The following is a 16,822-nucleotide window of genomic DNA, read 5'->3' as shown; positions in this document are numbered from 1 at the left end:
AAAGGTGAGGGTGATATAATCCCGCGCTTTCAACAAAACTAGGAAACCAAGAAGGCCATGGGTCAACGCATTATTTTTGTTTGTATATTAATTCTCACACTAGGTACAGGATGTACGTCAAAAGCGGCGCTGGAAAATAATCAAGCGGCTCAAACAGATAATGCACCTGCAATAAAATCTAGTACTCCTCAATATAATGATGAAAGAGATCCTTTTGAAGCCTTTAACCGCGCGATGTGGAACTTCAATTATAACTATCTCGATAAATACGTTTTAAAACCTGTCGCTCATGGTTACAACGATTACGTGCCGTCACCTATAAAAAAAGGGGTTGTAAATTTTGTCGAAAATTTAGATGAACCCTCATCTTTATTAAATAACACGCTGCAAGGAAAATGGAAAAATGCGGCAACATCAGGTGGACGTTTTATCATTAACAGTACAATCGGTTTACTTGGATTAGTGGATGTAGCTGAAATGATGGGGTTGTCAGCTAAACAAGAAAGCTTTAGCGAAGTCGTAGGTTATTATGGTGTACCTAATGGACCATACTTTATGCTTCCTGCTTATGGTCCTAGAGTAACTCGTGAACTTGCAACAAGCTGGGTTGATGACTTGTATTTTCCTTTATCAGAGCTATCAACGACACAGAACGTGATCCGTTTAGCTTTAAAAGGATTGAATGCCCGAGTTGAATTAATTCCTCAAGAACGTTTATTGGATAATTCTCTTGATCCATATAGCTTTGTTAAGAATGCCTATTTGCAAAATGTTGAATTTAAATTGCATGATGGTAAGGCTCCTAAAAAACAAGATAATGACGATATCGATGATTATCTTGATGAATTAGACTGATTTAACCCAGTAAAAAATGAAAACGACTCGGAGCAAAAGTATTTTGCTCCGAAAATTCGCAAAACCTTAATTCTAGTGTTATAACTCTATAGCGTGTACAAAAATGGTTTAGAGAAAGCCGTAATCTTCTGCAGTCAAATCCTATGAATTAAGTGAAATTTCTCATTTCCTTAAATTCAACTTTGTTACATTCACAATTTCCTTATGTCTATATGCAATAAGGTGAATAATATTCCTTACTGATATGAAATATTTATATCAAGCAAATCTAGCCTTTAAAAGGCATAAAATGGGTTTGAATCTAACAATGGAATGGTGTGTGTATGGCGTTGCCAAATATGTCAATACTGCTGGTTGAGCTAGAATCCGAAGAAGCCAAGCTAATGGTGGAGTACTTCATTCAGCAAGGATGCAAATGCCATTCGGCTAATAATTTTGAGTCTGCAACGAAAGTGCTCAAGCAAGAGTCTGTAGACCTAGTGCTAGCTGACCTCAGTCTCACGAGCTCTTGTGGATTAGACTTAATCGCTGAAATTCCTCTTATTTCCCCCCGTACTCACTCGATAGTTATTTCTGGCAATAATGTGCTGTCTGATGTGTTACAAGCGCTTCGACTTGGTGCAAGTGACTATCTTTGTAAACCCATTGATGACATGCTGATATTAGAAAACGCTATTCAACAAACCATTGTGGGTGAAATTGAAACGGATACTCCAGTAGCATTATTGGATGAACTTTCTTATCAAGAATTTGATGAGCACATCGCTTCAATCGAGCAAAACTCTTATGCCGTAGAGCATATTCAGCAGCAATTATTTCCATCGGCTAAATTAAGTTTTCCAAATGCTCAAGTCAGTTATAGTGTCTTTAAACATGCAGATATAAGTAACTATCTGGTAGACAGTACTCTGGTTAGTGAAAAATACCTCATGGTTTATATGGCTCATTTTCAACCCGAAAACAAAAAAGCGGCTTTTGCCAGCGTGACGCTCAGGAGCTTAGTTAATCAAAAGCTACAAGCGTTTCGTATAGGTAAAAGCCAGTCAGTGATTGAACCATTTAATATGCTGAGTTACCTCAATGACAGGATGGTTAAGTCGGGACTGGAAGTATACATTGATATGATTTATGCCGTTGTGGACTTAAACAATTATCGTACAGCTATTGCGCAAGCTGGACATGGGTTGAGAAGTTATATTCGTAATTCGGAAGGGTTAATGCCAATTGCTCTATCTGACTCAATGCAAATTGGCGCTCAAAACTGGGTGAAAACCAGTACCCAGTACCGTACTCTAAATCGAGGTGAAAACCTTTGCATTTCTACAAGCAAGCCCGAGCATAAGCCGTTACTTCTCAATAATCAATTTTCCGGTTTAGTGAAAAATGAAAGCATTCCAACAGGCGGTTATGTTGAAGTGAGAGTATAAAAATATAACTTGTAGTGTCTATTGATTTCAAAATTAACTTTTATCTACTTTAATGAGGCTTATTTATATAAGCCTTAGTTCCCCAAAGTGGCACCGTTGATAAGCTATGTTTAAAACTGCCTGAGGTCTCTTTTGTCGAATAAGAGACGTACAGAAGCGTTTGATGTTCAGCATCGTAAATGCGCCTGATCTTCATCGATTTAAAAAAGATACTCTTTGATTTTTTGAATACGACCTCACCTGATTTACCTTTCTCTATATCGGCAATCATCTCTGGCGTAATCTCACCCGTCTGTCGACAAGATATAGCACTGTCACTAGGATCAGATAGACTTAGCTTTGCCTCAATAGAGGCTACATGACAGGTAACACCCGGGACATCAGGGTCAACTAACGTGTTAATTTTAATATCCTTCAAAGTGAATAGACCCAGTGAAACATCTCCCACTTCTTTTTGACCAAAACAACCTGAAAGAAATGTCGAAAGGCTTAAAACAACTGCTAATTTTTTCAATTTTTTGTCCATTGAGTATTAAATGAGTGGAAGCGAAATTCATACTGACAAAACCAGCCAGAAATAGCTAGTTGGAACTAATGCTAACCACCATTTACTTTTTCTGAATCTGATAAATATTCTCTGTATCGGACTTTTTCAAGAACCTTGATAAACATGGAATATTGCAAAGAAAATGGTGTCCCGAGCAGGATTCGAACCTGCGGCTTTCGGCTTAGGAGGCCGACACTCTATCCACCTGAGTTACCGGGACATATTTTAAATATAATCCTAAAATAGGCTCTTGAAAGCAAATTATCATTTTTTGATGAAAAAAGCCTGAAAATAGATACTCAGGCTTAGCTAGGATGAGCTAATTCGTACTTGCGTTTCCACCCAAAGCATCTCTTATTGCTTTCGAATAGAATTGTGGGTCAGATGAGTTTCTAATATTGTCATACTGCCAGATATATCCGCCTTGGGTTATTTTGGGGCATTGTTGTTTGAATTTCTGTAGTGCTATATACACGTCGTTCTCTCCCGATACACTGGCAGAAAATCCAAATGACACGGGTAAACCGAAATCCCAATCACATGGTGTGTTACGTTCACCTCCGTCATAGCCTTGAAGATAGATTTTATCTGACGAATTCGCTTTATGCGCATTTACTTTTTCGACGAATTGTTTCCAATAGTCGTAATGATCTGAGGGAACAATGGTGGACTTGAAGCCAATATCCGAAAGCATATTATGAAACTTAACCGCTGAGTCCAAATCATACTCCACTTCATCGTCATTATTTATGGCATCAACGTCAGGGAACTCATCTTTAAGCACTTTAAAGTTACGATATAAGATGTTGTTTTTTATATCACATGGCGTTCCTTGAGCGCATTTCAGTAATGCTTTGATGTTAGTGTAAGTTGGAGAGCTTTCTGCACTTAGGCTAAATTCGATTCTTTTGATATGAGTTTTCCCCGTTTTTAAAGAAGCAATGTCTTCTCGGAAGTTAGGGTATTCATTGTCTCCAACGTATTTACCATCTTGAATTAACAGAAACTCATCATTAAAGCTTAAATCTCCCTTTTCATTAATATGAATTGTCCAAACTACGACAGTATCAAAGCCTGAAGACTTGAGCTCATTGACACTTGTTTCACGGTCTTTGTAAAAAGAGCCACCCGAAAAAATGGTAGATTTTGCTTCGCATGTATTAAATAAAACAGATAGAGTTAAACAGATAAGCGTTAAAAACAGTTTCTTCATTATGTTCACCCATGTTTGTCAGTTATCACTTTTAAAGCACTTTCGATGGCGAGGGAATAGTCATGAGGTTGAGATGAGTTTTCAAAATTATCATACAGCCACATAAAGCCACCGCTGGTTATTTTGGGGCAAGTTAGCTTCCAACGACTCATTGCGCTATATACGCCCCTGATACTGGAAGTATTGGAAGATAAACCTGGAGAAACAGGGAGCCCAAAATCCCAATCGCAAGGCGAATTACCAGTTCCACCAGCATATCCTTGTAAGTAAACTCTATCCAAGGCGTTAGGGTGCTGAGCATTCACCTTTTTTACTAACTGTTGCCAAAAGCTGTGATCGGAATAGGGCACTATGGTTGATTTGAAGCCAATATCGGCCAGCATATTGTGGAATTTGACTGAGGAATTAAGATCAAACTCTGTTTCATCATCATTATTAAAGGCGTCAACATCAGGAAAGGCTCGTTTTAGTGCCATAAAGTTTTTATATAAAATGTTATTGTGAATATCACAACTTTGATTTTTGGGGCACTTTAATAACGCTTTGATATTGGTATAAGTGGGGGAACCTGCTGCACTTAAGCCAAATTCGATACGTTTAATATGGGTTTTGCCTTTTTTTAAAGACGCAATATCACTTCGAAAATGCGGATAGTCGTTATCGCCAATGTATTGACCATTTTCAACCAATGGAAACTCTTCATTAAAGTTTAAACTGCCATCATCATGGATATGAATCGTCCAAACTATCAGAGTATCAAAGCCAGAGTTTTTAAGTTCATTAATGCTGCTATGCCGCTCTTTATACACAGGGCCACCAGCAAAAACGGCAGAACTGGCAAAAGACAAATTATGTAAAAAAACTAGAGGGATGAAGAAAAGGAAGTGCGTCAATTTTTTCATTGCGGATGCCTTGAAGAAGTCCTTGCGCACACAATAAATTATTTAGACGCAATATGCGGATAAAATAAGGCATCCGTACAACTAATCTTCAGAAAGCTACTGCTTAATTACAAGATCTCCTAATTGAATATTTTCAACTTTGTTCGAGTTTTTCCACTCAATGACTGCGGTTTGTTCAGTGACTTGAGTGACTTTAAGTTCAATCGGGCTTGCTTGGGCGATGGTTTTGATGGACTGAAAGCGAGTATGTAAATTTTTTCTGAGCACAAGTTTTAACTTATCTCCAAGGTTAATATTATTATGTCGACCGAGATTAATAATTAACTGACCGTTACTTTTAGCGATAATGGCGCCCATTAATGGACGATCTTTAACCTGATTGTCTAACTCAAACGCAATCTCATTAAATAGGCGCTTAATGGCTTGACCATATTTAGATTGCCAGAATTCAGTGGATGAAGTTGAAATGATTTCGTTTGGCTCAAATTCCCAAACTTCATTTATGAAGTAGGTGCGTTGCCAAATCTTTTCACCACTAATGTTATGAAATAAGCTGAGGTTTATTCGAAACTGACGCGTTGGCCAATCTTCGAATAATCCCAGAAAGCTTTTAGGTGAAGGAACGACTTCTGCATTTAAAATATTACCAATAAGTACGTATTGGCTATTGGTCATATCTCCAATCCAGTAGGGGAGTTTTTGGCTGTTGTCTTCAAAAAAGTGCTGCGTTAAATTTAAGCCCTGATCAGCTCTTAACTCAGGAAAGGATAATTTCGCTTTTTGGCTAAGACTGTCGGAAAACTCTACGGTTAACATTTTGGAAAAACCATTTAATTGCCCATGTCTTAGGTGTGCAGGATGAGATAAAACAAATCGAGGCAGATAAATACTGGCTTTCCCCGATAAAGGGAACTCATTTTGATGGCTGGTTATCCTAACATTGACATAGATAACATCACCTTTGGTTTGCTCAGAAACTAATTCAACTTGCTCGCTGTTGTATACTGAAGCCAGTTCAGTTGAGCCCTGAATTAACTGACCAGATAGAGTGCTTCTTGTACTGTTTACTCTAACACCGCTTTCTAGCTTAGCTTGTTGTACGGCCGATTCTATGGCTTGTTGGCGTGCTTGCTTGATATTGCCATTGACTATTGGTGCTTGACCTTGAAAGTAATAATCTTCCGCTGTGCTTTTGTGGGAAAAGCCAAGAGCTAGCAATAATAAAGCTAATAAAACGAACGCACGATGCAACATAACCATGTAAAAGCCAACCTTTTGACAGCATAAATTCTCCAAAGCTTCTAATACAAAACTCATACCACTTTATTACTTGGTATTCATTTTGCTTAAGATTGAACATTAGATAAAAAATGACGCAAACGACACCTAAACAGATGTAGAGCGGCAATTTTTGCCGTTACCAGTGCAGCAAGGTGGGAGAAGTGCAGTGAAACGAATATTAATTACTATTGGATGTGTCTTACTTAGCGCATGTAGTTACCACGTTACCATTACCAAAGATGATCATAAACAAAAAGTACAAGAGTTGATGATGATGTCTCCAAGTTGGGCGTCAAATGTGGTGTTGTCCCTCTCCAACCATCATTCGGCATTGCCTAAAGATGTACCTCTAGTGGTAACCACACCTGTATCTGCCAATGATTTTAATGAGCGAGCCAGCTTTGCAGCCCAAATTCAGCAAGAATTAATGACAACGTTTAGTCGTGCTGGTTATACCGTTGCCGAACCCAATGTCACCGATAGATTAATGATTAAATCCAAAGGTGAGTTTGTGCTGAGTCGAAATTGGGAGGAGCTGTCAGGCGATCTTGAGATAGGCTTGCTTGTGGTCACGACATATAGCTTAGGACTATCAGATGTTAAACTGAACACTCGCGTCATAAACATTGAAAATAACCAAGTCATAGCAGCTGAATCAAGCGCTATTCCCGTTACAGAGCTAGAGCAGTTTTTGTCTCCTGCTGAAAAGGTGGTAGAAAAAAATGGTGTGTTGTACAGAAACGAAGCAGCGGGTATGGAACCCGTTTCAGATAAGCAGGTAAGACCATGAAAAAGTTAGTTGTACTATTCGCCTTATTGTTATCAGCTTGTGCTAGTTCAGAAAGATATGTTCAGTGGGAAACAGAAAAGCCTGAGCACTTTCCTAAATTAACCGCTATTGGCTATGCGCCGTTGGCCGAGCAACCGGGGAAAACGAAATCTAAACGTGTGTTAATGGCGATGCAAGCGTCTAAAGTGGCGGCCTACCGAGAGTTAGCTGAGCAAGTTTATGGTCAACAAATTACCGCTCAAACGACAGTGAAAGATTGGACGACTGAAAGCGAAGCTATTAGCTCTTCAGTAACAGGTGTTATTCGCGGTGCAAAAGTCATCAAAACTTATGTCGCAGGGGATTTTTATATCACTGAGCTGGAACTGGATTACCACAAAGTGTGGGAGTTGTATCAACATCGAAATAAGACCCCGCGAGTAAAACGAGTCACTTATTTTTAGTTTTGTATCCACTCAATTTGTATGAGCTCAAAATAGCTGAGGACTGCGCTCAAGCCGCTGTAAATGGCGATTTAACAGTGCTGCAACTTAAAGAACGCGGAAAGCTTCTGAATAAACTCCACGCTGGAAAAGTTGAATATGTGATTTTCTTAGCTTTATGGCAGTGTTTACGACCTCGAGTAATTCATGTGCTTCCTGTCGCCCTTTATTTGCAAATTTATTGAGGATATCTCTTTTTAAGCTCAAGAGTGGCAAATCATTTTTTACAAGTACATGTCTTGGTAAGATAAAACTTTTGAATACCGTGAACGCATCATACGAGAAGGTGACAGTGGAATTTGCACTAGGCTTTTTTAGGCCAAGGAGTGCCTGAGTCCGCTCTTCTAAGTCCATTTTTTTTTGATGTTTAGATAATACTGAGATGTCTATTTCGGGTAACGTTAGCAGCCAAAGTGCGACTTCGAATTGTTGATTCATTAATGCAAGAATCAGGGGTGTTTGATTACAGGCTTGACAGGTTATGCAATCTGCAGTTTCATTAACATCTGCTCCATGTGAATAAAGAGTCCTTGCTATTTCTAAGTTACCGTTGCTGCAACAAAGAAAGAATGGAGAAATGCTGTCGTAATATAGGCCTGAATCTGTGACGCATGATTTTCTCCACTTAGTAATATTTTTGATACCGTGTTCTTGGAATATTCTCTGTACCTGAGAAGCATTCCCTTTGTTAAACAAGGCCATCTCTGGAGGGCAAGACGCTTCATTGCTCATCATAACCTGCAATTCTTCAATAACCTCAATGCTTTCAATGGCTTTATACTGTAACTGACTTAAAGTTTGAACGCTTTCATCTTGTGTAATTGGTTGGCTTTCAGTGGAATGAAAGTCACTAAAAGGTTGCTTTAATTCCATTTTTTCTTCGCACTGAAATGATCCGACTGTTGCTGATTGCTGAATCGGTATTATGTTTTCATGTTGCGGAAGTTGAGGAGAGGTATCCGTCGTTAGAGCGAGAGTAGCGTGCGTCATATGATTTACGGTATTCAATAAAGTAATGGATTATCGAATATTTTTTTATCTTTAACATGATTTTTTTGCAAAAAATGAGTGAAATAATGTTCATTAATTATCAAGCGGCAATCAAGGTAAGGTTTTTCTTTAAAAAGGAATAATGCTACGTTGAATGTAGTATTCAAGTGTACACAAGAAATTTGATTTTAGGGCTTATGTTGTGAAAGTTTACGCCTCAATACTCTTATTCATTGAAGACATTGTCGAAGTATGTCCTTTATCATCATAAGTGAGAGATGACGAGTTTTTACTCGCTTGCAGAGCTTGTGATAGTCGATTAACACTTGCGATATTCTTCTCAATCAATTCAGAGTTATGCTGGTTAAGGCTTTTGCATTCATTAAGTAAACGCTTGCCTTGCTCTGATTTTTCGAGTAATTCTGGAGACGATTTAATTAACTCAACCGTATCTGGATGCGCCAGGATAGCGTTATTTTGCTGGAGCTGGTTGAGACTTTCATTTTTTTGCTTGGCAATTTCTAGCAGACGCTCACCATCTTGTGATGAAAGAACATCACTTTCATCAATGATAAGTTGTTTTAGATGAGTCAGTAATCCAAGTTGCTGCTCAAGAATAGACGTGATCTGATCCATTATAATGGTTAGTCAACCTTGTTATCGTTTTTGTCTTTATACAAGGCATTGAGCTCAGATTCAAAACTAGTAATGTTTTTTGCTAAGCTTTCTGCATCGATTTTATAGCGACCTTCTGCAATAGCTTGCTTGATGCCTGAAACTTTTTCGTGGTCAACATCGGACATTAACGACATGCGAGTTTGCATTCTTTGTAGCTGTTGTGCTTGAGCGGTCAGCTGCACAGAATCACCTTTTACTGGACGTGGAGCGTCGTTAGCAGCTTTGGGCTGTGATGTGTTTTCGTTTTGAACCGCAGTCTTACGTACTTGAACGCGATTATTAAGGCTAGGGTTTAACTTGTTAGTGTCTATTGGCATGATAGTTTCCAGCAAATTAGAGATCGGATCATCTCATTATCGGCCATTGAATATTAAACTTTAATAAAAAATGCATTTTTTTTAATTGAAGGTATTTTACATTTTGACTTCAACTTCGCCAACCCTAACAACCTTTACATCAATGATTTTGTTCGATTTACGATTTCTGACACGTATTTTATCGTTTGGGTTGCCATTTTGCAGTGCGACACCAGTTGTTTTTATTTGTAAATGTTCACTTTTGGCAAAAATAGATACAGTATCTCCCTTGCATACGTAACACACATTTTGTTGATAAATCACATTACCTTTACCTACGCGTCGTTTTAGGCGAGTGCCAACCAACGCTTCCCGCTTGTTGAACATGGCTCCTCTTAATCTTCTTTCGTCCATTAATTGTAAAACCACATCATCTTTGGTGATAACTTGGCCTGTTGATAAAATTCGGTTGGCAACGGCAACTTGATAGAGAATACTGACCTTCACGGATACGAATGATTGCCATAACGTTTGGTTTGGTTTTGTACAGCTAACTTTTACAGTAGTGAGTGCTTTGATTCGATTATTACTGATTTCCGCTTTTAGCGGTGAGCTACAGTTTGGAACAATAAAGCGGCTATCTAACACTTGAGTGTTAACATTTACCGTAGCATCCGACGGAGCCTTTACTTGAGCTTTAACAGTATCAATAGCCAGCTTTGAGATAGTGTTTAAATCTGGCGAATAGACTTTAGCAGCAAGATGACCAGAGCAAAGTAAGCTGAAGCTCCAAACAAACGTGCGAACTAGCGCAGAACTCAAGGTAAGACCATTCAATTTAATTGACTCCTTAAGTCAAAATATTGACAAAAAACGCGTAAAATGAATTTTATGTAAAATATTAAGTAACGGCTATGCCAGAACGTTAAAATTGCTGGTAGTATACGCACCATTACTGAGCTTTGTAAGCGAACTAAGGCGAGATTATGGCTGGGGTTTTAGAATCCGTAAACAAGCGAACGCAACTGGTTGGTCAAAACCGTTTAGAGTTATTGTTGTTTCGATTTGATGGAAAACAAAGGTTTGGGATCAATGTTTTTAAAGTTAAGGAAGTCTTGCAGTGCCCTGCATTGACGAGTTTACCTAAACTAAACCCAAATGTTCGTGGTGTGGCTCACGTTCGTGGTCAAACCATCTCAGTTATTGATTTAAGTGCAGCTACTGGTGGCCAGCCAGTATCGGATATCAGTAAAAGCTTCATCATTATTTCAGAATATAATCGCAGCACGCAGGGGTTTCTAGTTAGCTCTGTAGATCGAATCGTTAACCTGAACTGGGGAGACATTATGCCTCCGCCACAAGGTACGGGTAGAACTTCTTATTTAACGGCTGTGGCTGAAATAGAAGGTGAACTGATTGAAATTTTAGATGTTGAAAAAATTCTTGACGAAATATCGCCTGTTAAAACGGACTTGAGTAACGAAGTTAAAACTAAGTTCGAAGAGAAAAGAACTGATGAAATACAAATCCTCGTTGTGGATGATTCGTCAGTTGCGCGCAAGCAGATTGTCCGCGCATTAAGTGCATTAAATTTAACGATTCAAACGGCCAATGATGGTCAGCAAGCGTTAAATCTATTAAAAGGTATGGCACAAGATACTGATAATGTTTCAACACGATTACCGTTGATTATTTCAGATATCGAAATGCCTGAAATGGATGGATACACCTTAACCGCAGAGATCAGGGATGACCCTAAGTTAGCTGATATAAAAGTAGTATTACATACTTCACTGAGTGGTGTGTTTAATCAAGCTATGGTGGAAAAAGTCGGTGCGAATGACTTTATTGCTAAGTTTAATCCAGACGAATTAGCTTCCACCGTAAACAACCATTTGAGTATCTAAAAGCTAACTTTTTGAGAAACATATTCAAGTAACAGTCATAGAACTGCTGTCTTCAAACGCAGCAGTGAGTAGTTTTGGCTGTAAAAATGTTTCATTAAATCCAAAGTAAGATCGAATATTGTGGGAAAATAGAGTGTCGCAGCGCCAGTTAACGCAAGATGAGTACAAAAGGTTCTCAGCTTTTTTAGAGCAACATAGTGGGATTGTCTTAGGTGACAATAAGCAGTACTTAGTACGTAGTCGTTTATCACCTTTGGTGACACTTTATGGACTTAGTGATATTGCAGAAGTAGCTCAAAAATCTATTGATGGTAGCCTTCGTCAATTACGGCTTGATGTAATTGATGCCATGACGACCAATGAAACCTTATGGTTTAGAGATGGTTATCCTTTTTCCCTGCTCGAAAGTACTATATTTCCAGAATATTGCGATCAAAACCGCCCTCTTAAGATATGGTCGGCGGCCTGTTCTTCAGGTCAAGAGCCATACTCTATTGGCATGAGTGCACTAGAATACAAGCAAAAGAATCCGACAGCCTTTAAACGCGGGGTTTCAATTCTTGGCACCGATCTTTCCCCGACGATGCTCGAAAAGTGCAGTAAGGCCGAATATGATGAGTTGGCATTAGCACGTGGTTTATCTGAGCAACGTAAGCGCCAATTCTTTGAAAGTAACGTGCAAGTCGGAATGCGCGTTAAACAAAGTGTTCGTGATTTAGTTAGCTTTCGTAACCACAACTTACTCGACAATTACAATGTGTTGGGAAAGTTTGATGTCATTTTTTGTCGCAATGTGCTGATTTATTTTTCACCAACGGCAAAGTCAAAAATTCTGCGGCAATTTGCTGCCGCACTCAATCCTAACGGTGTTCTATTTCTTGGAGCATCTGAGTCTATGACTGGGCTGTGTGATGATTTTGAAATGATCCGTTGCCGCCCAGGAATTTTCTACCGTAAGAAGTCTTAGCCTCCTTTCTTTTTTGGCATAGCAATTGCTTTTTAGCTGTTAATTACAGTTAAAAGGCAATTTTATGGCGCTCAGTTTTGATAAAGCTCTCGGCATTCATCAGCACACGTTAGGCATTCGCGCAAAACGTGCTGAGATATTGTCGAGTAATATCGCAAATGCAGATACCCCTAACTATAAAGCCCAAGACGTTGATTTTTCGCAGGCATTGAAACAAGCCTCATCAAAACAGCGTGGTGTTGGTCTTGGGGCGACACATCAAAATCATTTCTCCATACAGAGCCAGCTTCAAGCTCAAAGTAAATATCGCATTCCAAACCAGCCTGATACAGGTGACGGGAACACTGTTGATATGCAGCAAGAGCAGGCCGCTTATATGGAAAACGCCTTGGAATATCAAATGTCTTTAGGCTTTCTCGAAAGCAAATTTATGGGACTTAAAAAGGCAATTAGAGGCGAATAAATATGAGCTTATTCAATATCTTTGATGTGTCAGGCTCTGGCATGTCAGCGCAATCGGTACGCCTAAATACCACCGCAAGTAACATTGCCAATGCTGATGCAGTGTCTAGTAGCGTCGATGAAACTTACCGTGCTCGTCATCCTGTTTTTGCCGCTGAAATGGCAAAAGCTTCATCTTCTCAAGCACATAACCAACCGACTTCGATGAAAGTGGCGGTTAAAGGCATTGTGGAAAGTGATAAGCCGCTTATCAAAGAGTTTTCACCTGATCACCCAATGGCTGACACCGATGGCTTTATTTATAAGCCCAATGTCAATGTGATGGAAGAGATGGCCGACATGATCTCAGCCTCAAGATCTTACCAAATGAACACCCAAGTTGCAGATGTGGCAAAGAACTTGCTACAGCAAACACTACGCATGGGGAAATAGCTCTGTGATTGAAAGGAGTGAGGTATGAGTTCAGTAAGCCAAACAGGCAATCCGTTTTTAGATTCAGTGCGATTGCAGGGTAAGCCTGAGACTCCAGCATCGAATAATAACCAGCAACTGACTCAAGAAGATTTTTTCAAATTATTGGGCCAGCAATTGTCGCATCAAGACCCGTTCAAACCCGTTGAGAACGACAAGATGATTTCACAGATGTCGTCATTTGCCACAGTCGATGGGATCAAGAATCTAAATAACGAAATTACCAATATGAACAGGACTATGACTTCTAGTCAGGCGCTACAGGCGTCAAGCCTTGTCGGTCGAAAAGTATTGGTTCCATCGAATGAAAGTTATTTGGCCCCTGGCTCAAACGAAGTTAAAGGGGTTGTTAGCGCTGGTAAATCGACAAAAGAGATCACCGTCCGTGTTGAAGATGAAAAAGGGCAGCTAGTTAAAGCTTTTAAAGTGGACGGCAGTGAAGGTGGCAACATCGATGTGAAGTGGGATGGCAAAGATAAGGATGGCAAAACCATGCCGTCCGGCAAGTACACATTAAAAGCTACCGGTTCCGTTGATGGTGAATCACAAGAATTACCGACTTCAACTTTTGCACACGTAACGAGTGTTTCATTGGGCAATGCTCAAACGGGTGCAGTTTTAAATCTTAAGGGCGTTGGAGGCATCAAACTTGCCGACGTTCTAGCAGTATCAGAAAGCTAAGCAGCGAGTACGAACTGCTTAATTGGAAAAAGAATTCGGCGAGGAATCGCCAGTATATGACTTGATGTCAGAACAGGGGGACTTATGTCGTTCAACATCGCTTTAAGTGGCATTGAAGCTGCTCAAAAGGATTTAAATACCACCGCGAATAATATCGCAAACTCAAACACCATTGGTTTTAAAGGTTCCCGCGCAGAGTTTGCTGATGTTTATGCCAATAGTATCTTTTCTAATGGTAAAACCAATGTTGGTGGTGGTGTAACCACAACTCATGTTGCTCAACAATTTCATCAGGGCAGTTTGAAGTTTACAAAAAACGCATTGGATATGGCCATTAGTGGTGGTGGTTATTTTGTAACGTCAAACAATGCTACTTCAAATGATCTAACTTACACTCGAGCAGGCGCATTTAAAGTTAACAAAGAAAACTTTATTGTGGACTCGGCGGGGAATTATCTACGAACTTTACCAGTGGATAAAGATGGTAACTCTACTTCTGTAAGTTTAACAACGACTAAGCCAGTTAAAATACCTGATACTGCAGGTAGCCCTGTAAAAACTGAAAATATTGGCATCCGCATGAATTTGAATGCGGGTCAAAAGCCGAAGGATCCCGCCAATTTTGATCCGACAGACTCAGATACCTTTAATAATTCAACTGCTGTGACCTTTTATGATTCATTAGGTGAGCCGCATGTGCTTACCACTTATTATGTGAAGCCATCACAAGCTTCACATGATAACGAAAGTAACTGGGTGGCATTTTACGCTGTTGATGGTAAGCGGTTGGATATTGACACGCCAGCAGCACAAACTTATCGCACAGATACCAATGGTGATGGAACACCTGATGCTACTGCGAATGCAACAAACGCAGCGGGCTGGAAAGGTTCTGTAATTAAGTTTGACAATACCGGTAAATATACGGGAAGTAATCCTGCAAATATTAAATCGGTAAGCTTAGGCAATATAGCTGGATTCCCTGCTGGTGCGGATGGTAGCCAAGTATTAAATCTTAAGTTTAATAACCCGACTCAATTTGCAGCTCAATTTGAAACCACAGAATTAACTCAAGATGGTACTACCGTAGGTCGTTTAACCAATGTTCAAGTTGGGGCTGATGGCTTGATCAATGCCAGTTACAGTAATGGTAAGACCGTTCCATTAGCTCGAATTGCATTAGCTCGATTTCCTAATGAACAAGGGCTAAGCCAAGTTGGGAACACGTCATGGCGTGCAAGTTTAGAGTCAGGACAAGCACTAGCTGGTGAACCTAATAGTGGTACCTTTGGTAGTATTCGTTCTTCAGCACTTGAACAATCAAATGTAGACTTAACCACGGAAATGGTTGATTTGATTTCTGCTCAACGTAATTTCCAAGCCAACTCGCGAACGCTTGAAGTCAACAACACGCTACAACAAACAATTCTTCAGATCCGATAATATTTCAAGAGGCAGTGTTTCTAAGCACTGCCATTCAATTATTTTTTACTAAATCTATAACAAAAAATCCATTCTCATCTTCAGTGCCATTTGCATTGTACTCTGCACTCCATTCTCCAGAAAATGTCAGTTCTTCTTTTTCCGGTTCTTTGGGCTCAGTTGTCATTGCTGATTGTTGTGGTTTGGCTTCTTCGGCTGCTTTTGGAGGTTCATCCGTTAAAGCCGGTTTTGGTTGCTTAGTTTCCTCGGCTACTTGTGAAGAAACAGGTGATAAGCTTGGTTTGGAAGCCTCAACTGTTACGACAGTTTTGGGCGTTGCAGTTGTTGGTTGGGGCTCTGGTTTCTTAGGCGTTTCTTTGCCTTTAGTTTTCGCATTCACTTCTGGTGAACCGTTTGTATAGGCAGCGGAGTTCATTTCAGCTGTCACGACTAATTTTTCAGAAACGGTAGCTGTGCTTCTGGCAGTGGATGTTTGTTGATTGTGTGTTGCCTGACTTCCTTGTTTAACCTTAGCTGTTGCAGTCGATTCTTCGGGGGGGGCAGCAGAAACTGGCTTCGATGTTTCAGTTGTTGAAACCAAGCTTTGACTACCGTTTGTTGATTTACCTTGTGATGATTCAGTTGCTTTTTTGTGTTCGGTTACCTCTGTAGCTTTAGGGGGAGGAGTTTTTTCGTTTTTGGACCGACCAATCACTGTGGTTTTGTCTTTTTTTAGCTTAGTTGCATAATCATTTAATTGGCGCTTTACAGCATCAGAAAAATCATCACTTATGAATTCTTTTTTCGGCTCTAAAGAACAGCAGCAACATAGCTCTTGCCTTAAGGTTGATGGCTGTTTAAATACGACTCTATGGCAGTCGTATTCCTTTTCTGAAACTTTAACTAATCTAATAGCATAACTTGATACTTTGTCATATTGTAAAGTTGGCTCAGTAGTGTGACCAACCGTTTTTGGTGCTAGATCATAAACTTTTTCCACGCTATTGGAGTCAAAGTTAAACTGTTGATTGTTGCTTATATATTCATTTAATTGTTTTTGTAAGGCATCAGAAAAATCGTCTTTTATGGCTTTTTTTCTTTGCTCTTGAGTGCAGCAAAAACAGCACATTCGTCTGAATACGGACTGCTGTGAAGATACGATGCTGTGGCAGTCGAATTCCTGTTTTGATACCCTCACGATCCGAACCGTATATGCGGTGTTATTATATGTATAAGTGCTTGTTGTAGTGGCTCCAACCCTTTTAGGGGCACGATTATAAGCTGCGCCTACGCTTTGTTGGTCGAAAACAATAGGCTGTTTGCTGCAAGCAGTTGAGGTTTGGGCTGTAGTTGACATGACGATACTCTCTCTAGGCGCATCGCCACCATTCTGTTTTATTTATAGAATAAAGCGTAAATATCTTTTTTATATTAGTTAGGGCTTGTTGTTC

19 protein-coding genes and 1 tRNA gene are annotated in these 16,822 nt (G+C 39.7%); 10 read left to right on the top strand and 10 right to left on the bottom strand.

Translation table 11 applies throughout. The features are described from left to right. Nucleotides 1-57: 57 nt before the first annotated feature. Nucleotides 58-855: an MlaA family lipoprotein gene (locus AC1EU0_RS07835; RefSeq protein WP_480301763.1), complete on the top strand. Its 798-nt coding sequence runs from the start codon at nt 58-60 to the stop codon at nt 853-855. 323 nt (nt 856-1,178) lie between these two features. Next, nucleotides 1,179-2,282 carry a response regulator gene (locus AC1EU0_RS07830; protein ID WP_480301761.1) on the top strand — a complete coding sequence of 368 codons (1,104 nt, stop codon included), beginning with the start codon at nt 1,179-1,181 and terminating at the stop codon, nt 2,280-2,282. A 49-nt stretch (nt 2,283-2,331) separates the two neighbouring features. Here the strand turns inward: AC1EU0_RS07830 and AC1EU0_RS07825 are convergent, their stop codons facing one another. The 5 genes from AC1EU0_RS07825 to AC1EU0_RS07805 form a co-directional block, all read right to left on the bottom strand. After that, on the bottom strand, nt 2,332-2,796 hold the full coding sequence (locus tag AC1EU0_RS07825; protein ID WP_480301759.1) for a CreA family protein: 465 nt from the start codon (nt 2,794-2,796) through the stop codon (nt 2,332-2,334). Between the two features lie 176 nt (nt 2,797-2,972). After that, a tRNA-Arg gene (locus AC1EU0_RS07820) sits at nt 2,973-3,049 on the bottom strand. Between the two features lie 99 nt (nt 3,050-3,148). Further along, nucleotides 3,149-4,042, bottom strand: coding sequence for a hypothetical protein (locus AC1EU0_RS07815; protein ID WP_480301758.1), 894 nt, complete (start codon nt 4,040-4,042; stop codon nt 3,149-3,151). A 5-nt stretch (nt 4,043-4,047) separates the two neighbouring features. Further along, the gene (locus AC1EU0_RS07810; protein ID WP_480301757.1) at nt 4,048-4,944 is read right to left on the bottom strand and encodes a hypothetical protein; all 897 of its coding nucleotides are present in this window, start codon (nt 4,942-4,944) and stop codon (nt 4,048-4,050) included. Between the two features lie 96 nt (nt 4,945-5,040). Beyond that, nucleotides 5,041-6,261: a flagellar assembly protein T N-terminal domain-containing protein gene (locus AC1EU0_RS07805; RefSeq protein ID WP_480301755.1), complete on the bottom strand. Its 1,221-nt coding sequence runs from the start codon at nt 6,259-6,261 to the stop codon at nt 5,041-5,043. A gap of 130 nt (nt 6,262-6,391) precedes the next feature. Between AC1EU0_RS07805 and AC1EU0_RS07800 the strand changes: the two genes are divergently transcribed. Both AC1EU0_RS07800 and AC1EU0_RS07795 read left to right on the top strand, forming a co-directional pair. After that, nucleotides 6,392-7,015, top strand: coding sequence for a FlgO family outer membrane protein (locus AC1EU0_RS07800; RefSeq protein WP_480301753.1), 624 nt, complete (start codon nt 6,392-6,394; stop codon nt 7,013-7,015). Then, complete coding sequence (locus AC1EU0_RS07795) at nt 7,012-7,458, top strand: LPP20 family lipoprotein (protein WP_480301752.1); 447 nt, start codon at nt 7,012-7,014, stop codon at nt 7,456-7,458. The genes AC1EU0_RS07800 and AC1EU0_RS07795 overlap by 4 nt, the downstream gene beginning before the upstream one ends. Nucleotides 7,459-7,545: 87 nt before the next feature. On the opposite strand, the gene AC1EU0_RS07790 is transcribed toward AC1EU0_RS07795, so the two are convergent. From AC1EU0_RS07790 to flgA, 4 genes are all read right to left on the bottom strand, one after another. After that, nucleotides 7,546-8,487: an ankyrin repeat domain-containing protein gene (locus tag AC1EU0_RS07790; RefSeq protein WP_480301750.1), complete on the bottom strand. Its 942-nt coding sequence runs from the start codon at nt 8,485-8,487 to the stop codon at nt 7,546-7,548. A 210-nt stretch (nt 8,488-8,697) separates the two neighbouring features. After that, complete coding sequence (locus AC1EU0_RS07785; protein ID WP_480301748.1) at nt 8,698-9,123, bottom strand: flagella synthesis protein FlgN; 426 nt, start codon at nt 9,121-9,123, stop codon at nt 8,698-8,700. An 8-nt stretch (nt 9,124-9,131) separates the two neighbouring features. Continuing rightward, nucleotides 9,132-9,482 carry a flagellar biosynthesis anti-sigma factor FlgM gene (gene flgM, locus AC1EU0_RS07780; protein WP_480301746.1) on the bottom strand — a complete coding sequence of 117 codons (351 nt, stop codon included), beginning with the start codon at nt 9,480-9,482 and terminating at the stop codon, nt 9,132-9,134. A 96-nt stretch (nt 9,483-9,578) separates the two neighbouring features. Beyond that, entirely contained in the window at nt 9,579-10,298 is a 720-nt protein-coding gene (gene flgA, locus AC1EU0_RS07775; RefSeq protein WP_480301745.1) for a flagellar basal body P-ring formation chaperone FlgA, read from the bottom strand. Nucleotides 10,299-10,447: 149 nt separating this feature from the next. Between flgA and AC1EU0_RS07770 the strand changes: the two genes are divergently transcribed. The 6 genes from AC1EU0_RS07770 to flgE all read left to right on the top strand — a co-directional run bounded on the left by AC1EU0_RS07770 (nt 10,448) and on the right by flgE (nt 15,392). Further along, nucleotides 10,448-11,368: a chemotaxis protein CheV gene (locus AC1EU0_RS07770; RefSeq protein WP_480301743.1), complete on the top strand. Its 921-nt coding sequence runs from the start codon at nt 10,448-10,450 to the stop codon at nt 11,366-11,368. Nucleotides 11,369-11,501: 133 nt separating this feature from the next. After that, nucleotides 11,502-12,335, top strand: a complete 834-nt coding sequence (locus AC1EU0_RS07765; protein ID WP_480301741.1) for a CheR family methyltransferase — start codon at nt 11,502-11,504, stop codon at nt 12,333-12,335. 64 nt (nt 12,336-12,399) lie between these two features. Next, on the top strand, nt 12,400-12,798 hold the full coding sequence (flgB, locus tag AC1EU0_RS07760; RefSeq protein ID WP_480301739.1) for a flagellar basal body rod protein FlgB: 399 nt from the start codon (nt 12,400-12,402) through the stop codon (nt 12,796-12,798). A gap of 2 nt (nt 12,799-12,800) precedes the next feature. Further along, nucleotides 12,801-13,229, top strand: a complete 429-nt coding sequence (flgC, locus tag AC1EU0_RS07755; RefSeq protein ID WP_480301737.1) for a flagellar basal body rod protein FlgC — start codon at nt 12,801-12,803, stop codon at nt 13,227-13,229. Nucleotides 13,230-13,253: 24 nt separating this feature from the next. Next, nucleotides 13,254-13,949: a flagellar hook assembly protein FlgD gene (gene flgD, locus AC1EU0_RS07750; RefSeq protein ID WP_480301735.1), complete on the top strand. Its 696-nt coding sequence runs from the start codon at nt 13,254-13,256 to the stop codon at nt 13,947-13,949. Nucleotides 13,950-14,033: 84 nt separating this feature from the next. Next, nucleotides 14,034-15,392 carry a flagellar hook protein FlgE gene (gene flgE, locus AC1EU0_RS07745; protein WP_480301733.1) on the top strand — a complete coding sequence of 453 codons (1,359 nt, stop codon included), beginning with the start codon at nt 14,034-14,036 and terminating at the stop codon, nt 15,390-15,392. 34 nt (nt 15,393-15,426) lie between these two features. On the opposite strand, the gene AC1EU0_RS07740 is transcribed toward flgE, so the two are convergent. Then, on the bottom strand, nt 15,427-16,728 hold the full coding sequence (locus AC1EU0_RS07740; RefSeq protein WP_480301732.1) for a hypothetical protein: 1,302 nt from the start codon (nt 16,726-16,728) through the stop codon (nt 15,427-15,429). Nucleotides 16,729-16,822 lie beyond the last annotated feature (94 nt).

It is taken from the genome of Parashewanella sp. 2210YD4-3 (genome assembly GCF_056591735.1).
Note: the sequence above shows the minus strand (reverse complement) of the source record. Positions and strands in the feature narration are given on the sequence as shown.

Excerpts from the sequence above, each read along its gene's own strand:
- AC1EU0_RS07835 (WP_480301763.1), top strand. The coding sequence starts at position 58 with ATGGGTCAACGCATTATTTTTGTTTGTATATTAATTCTCACACTAGGT.
- AC1EU0_RS07830 (WP_480301761.1), top strand. The coding sequence starts at position 1,179 with ATGGCGTTGCCAAATATGTCAATACTGCTGGTTGAGCTAGAATCCGAA.
- AC1EU0_RS07815 (WP_480301758.1), bottom strand. The coding sequence starts at position 4,042 with ATGAAGAAACTGTTTTTAACGCTTATCTGTTTAACTCTATCTGTTTTA.
- AC1EU0_RS07810 (WP_480301757.1), bottom strand. The coding sequence starts at position 4,944 with ATGAAAAAATTGACGCACTTCCTTTTCTTCATCCCTCTAGTTTTTTTA.
- AC1EU0_RS07805 (WP_480301755.1), bottom strand. The coding sequence starts at position 6,261 with ATGAGTTTTGTATTAGAAGCTTTGGAGAATTTATGCTGTCAAAAGGTT.
- AC1EU0_RS07795 (WP_480301752.1), top strand. The coding sequence starts at position 7,012 with ATGAAAAAGTTAGTTGTACTATTCGCCTTATTGTTATCAGCTTGTGCT.
- AC1EU0_RS07790 (WP_480301750.1), bottom strand. The coding sequence starts at position 8,487 with ATGACGCACGCTACTCTCGCTCTAACGACGGATACCTCTCCTCAACTT.
- AC1EU0_RS07785 (WP_480301748.1), bottom strand. The coding sequence starts at position 9,123 with ATGGATCAGATCACGTCTATTCTTGAGCAGCAACTTGGATTACTGACT.
- flgM (WP_480301746.1), bottom strand. The coding sequence starts at position 9,482 with ATGCCAATAGACACTAACAAGTTAAACCCTAGCCTTAATAATCGCGTT.
- AC1EU0_RS07770 (WP_480301743.1), top strand. The coding sequence starts at position 10,448 with ATGGCTGGGGTTTTAGAATCCGTAAACAAGCGAACGCAACTGGTTGGT.
- flgB (WP_480301739.1), top strand. The coding sequence starts at position 12,400 with ATGGCGCTCAGTTTTGATAAAGCTCTCGGCATTCATCAGCACACGTTA.
- flgC (WP_480301737.1), top strand. The coding sequence starts at position 12,801 with ATGAGCTTATTCAATATCTTTGATGTGTCAGGCTCTGGCATGTCAGCG.
- flgD (WP_480301735.1), top strand. The coding sequence starts at position 13,254 with ATGAGTTCAGTAAGCCAAACAGGCAATCCGTTTTTAGATTCAGTGCGA.
- flgE (WP_480301733.1), top strand. The coding sequence starts at position 14,034 with ATGTCGTTCAACATCGCTTTAAGTGGCATTGAAGCTGCTCAAAAGGAT.
- AC1EU0_RS07740 (WP_480301732.1), bottom strand. The coding sequence starts at position 16,728 with ATGTCAACTACAGCCCAAACCTCAACTGCTTGCAGCAAACAGCCTATT.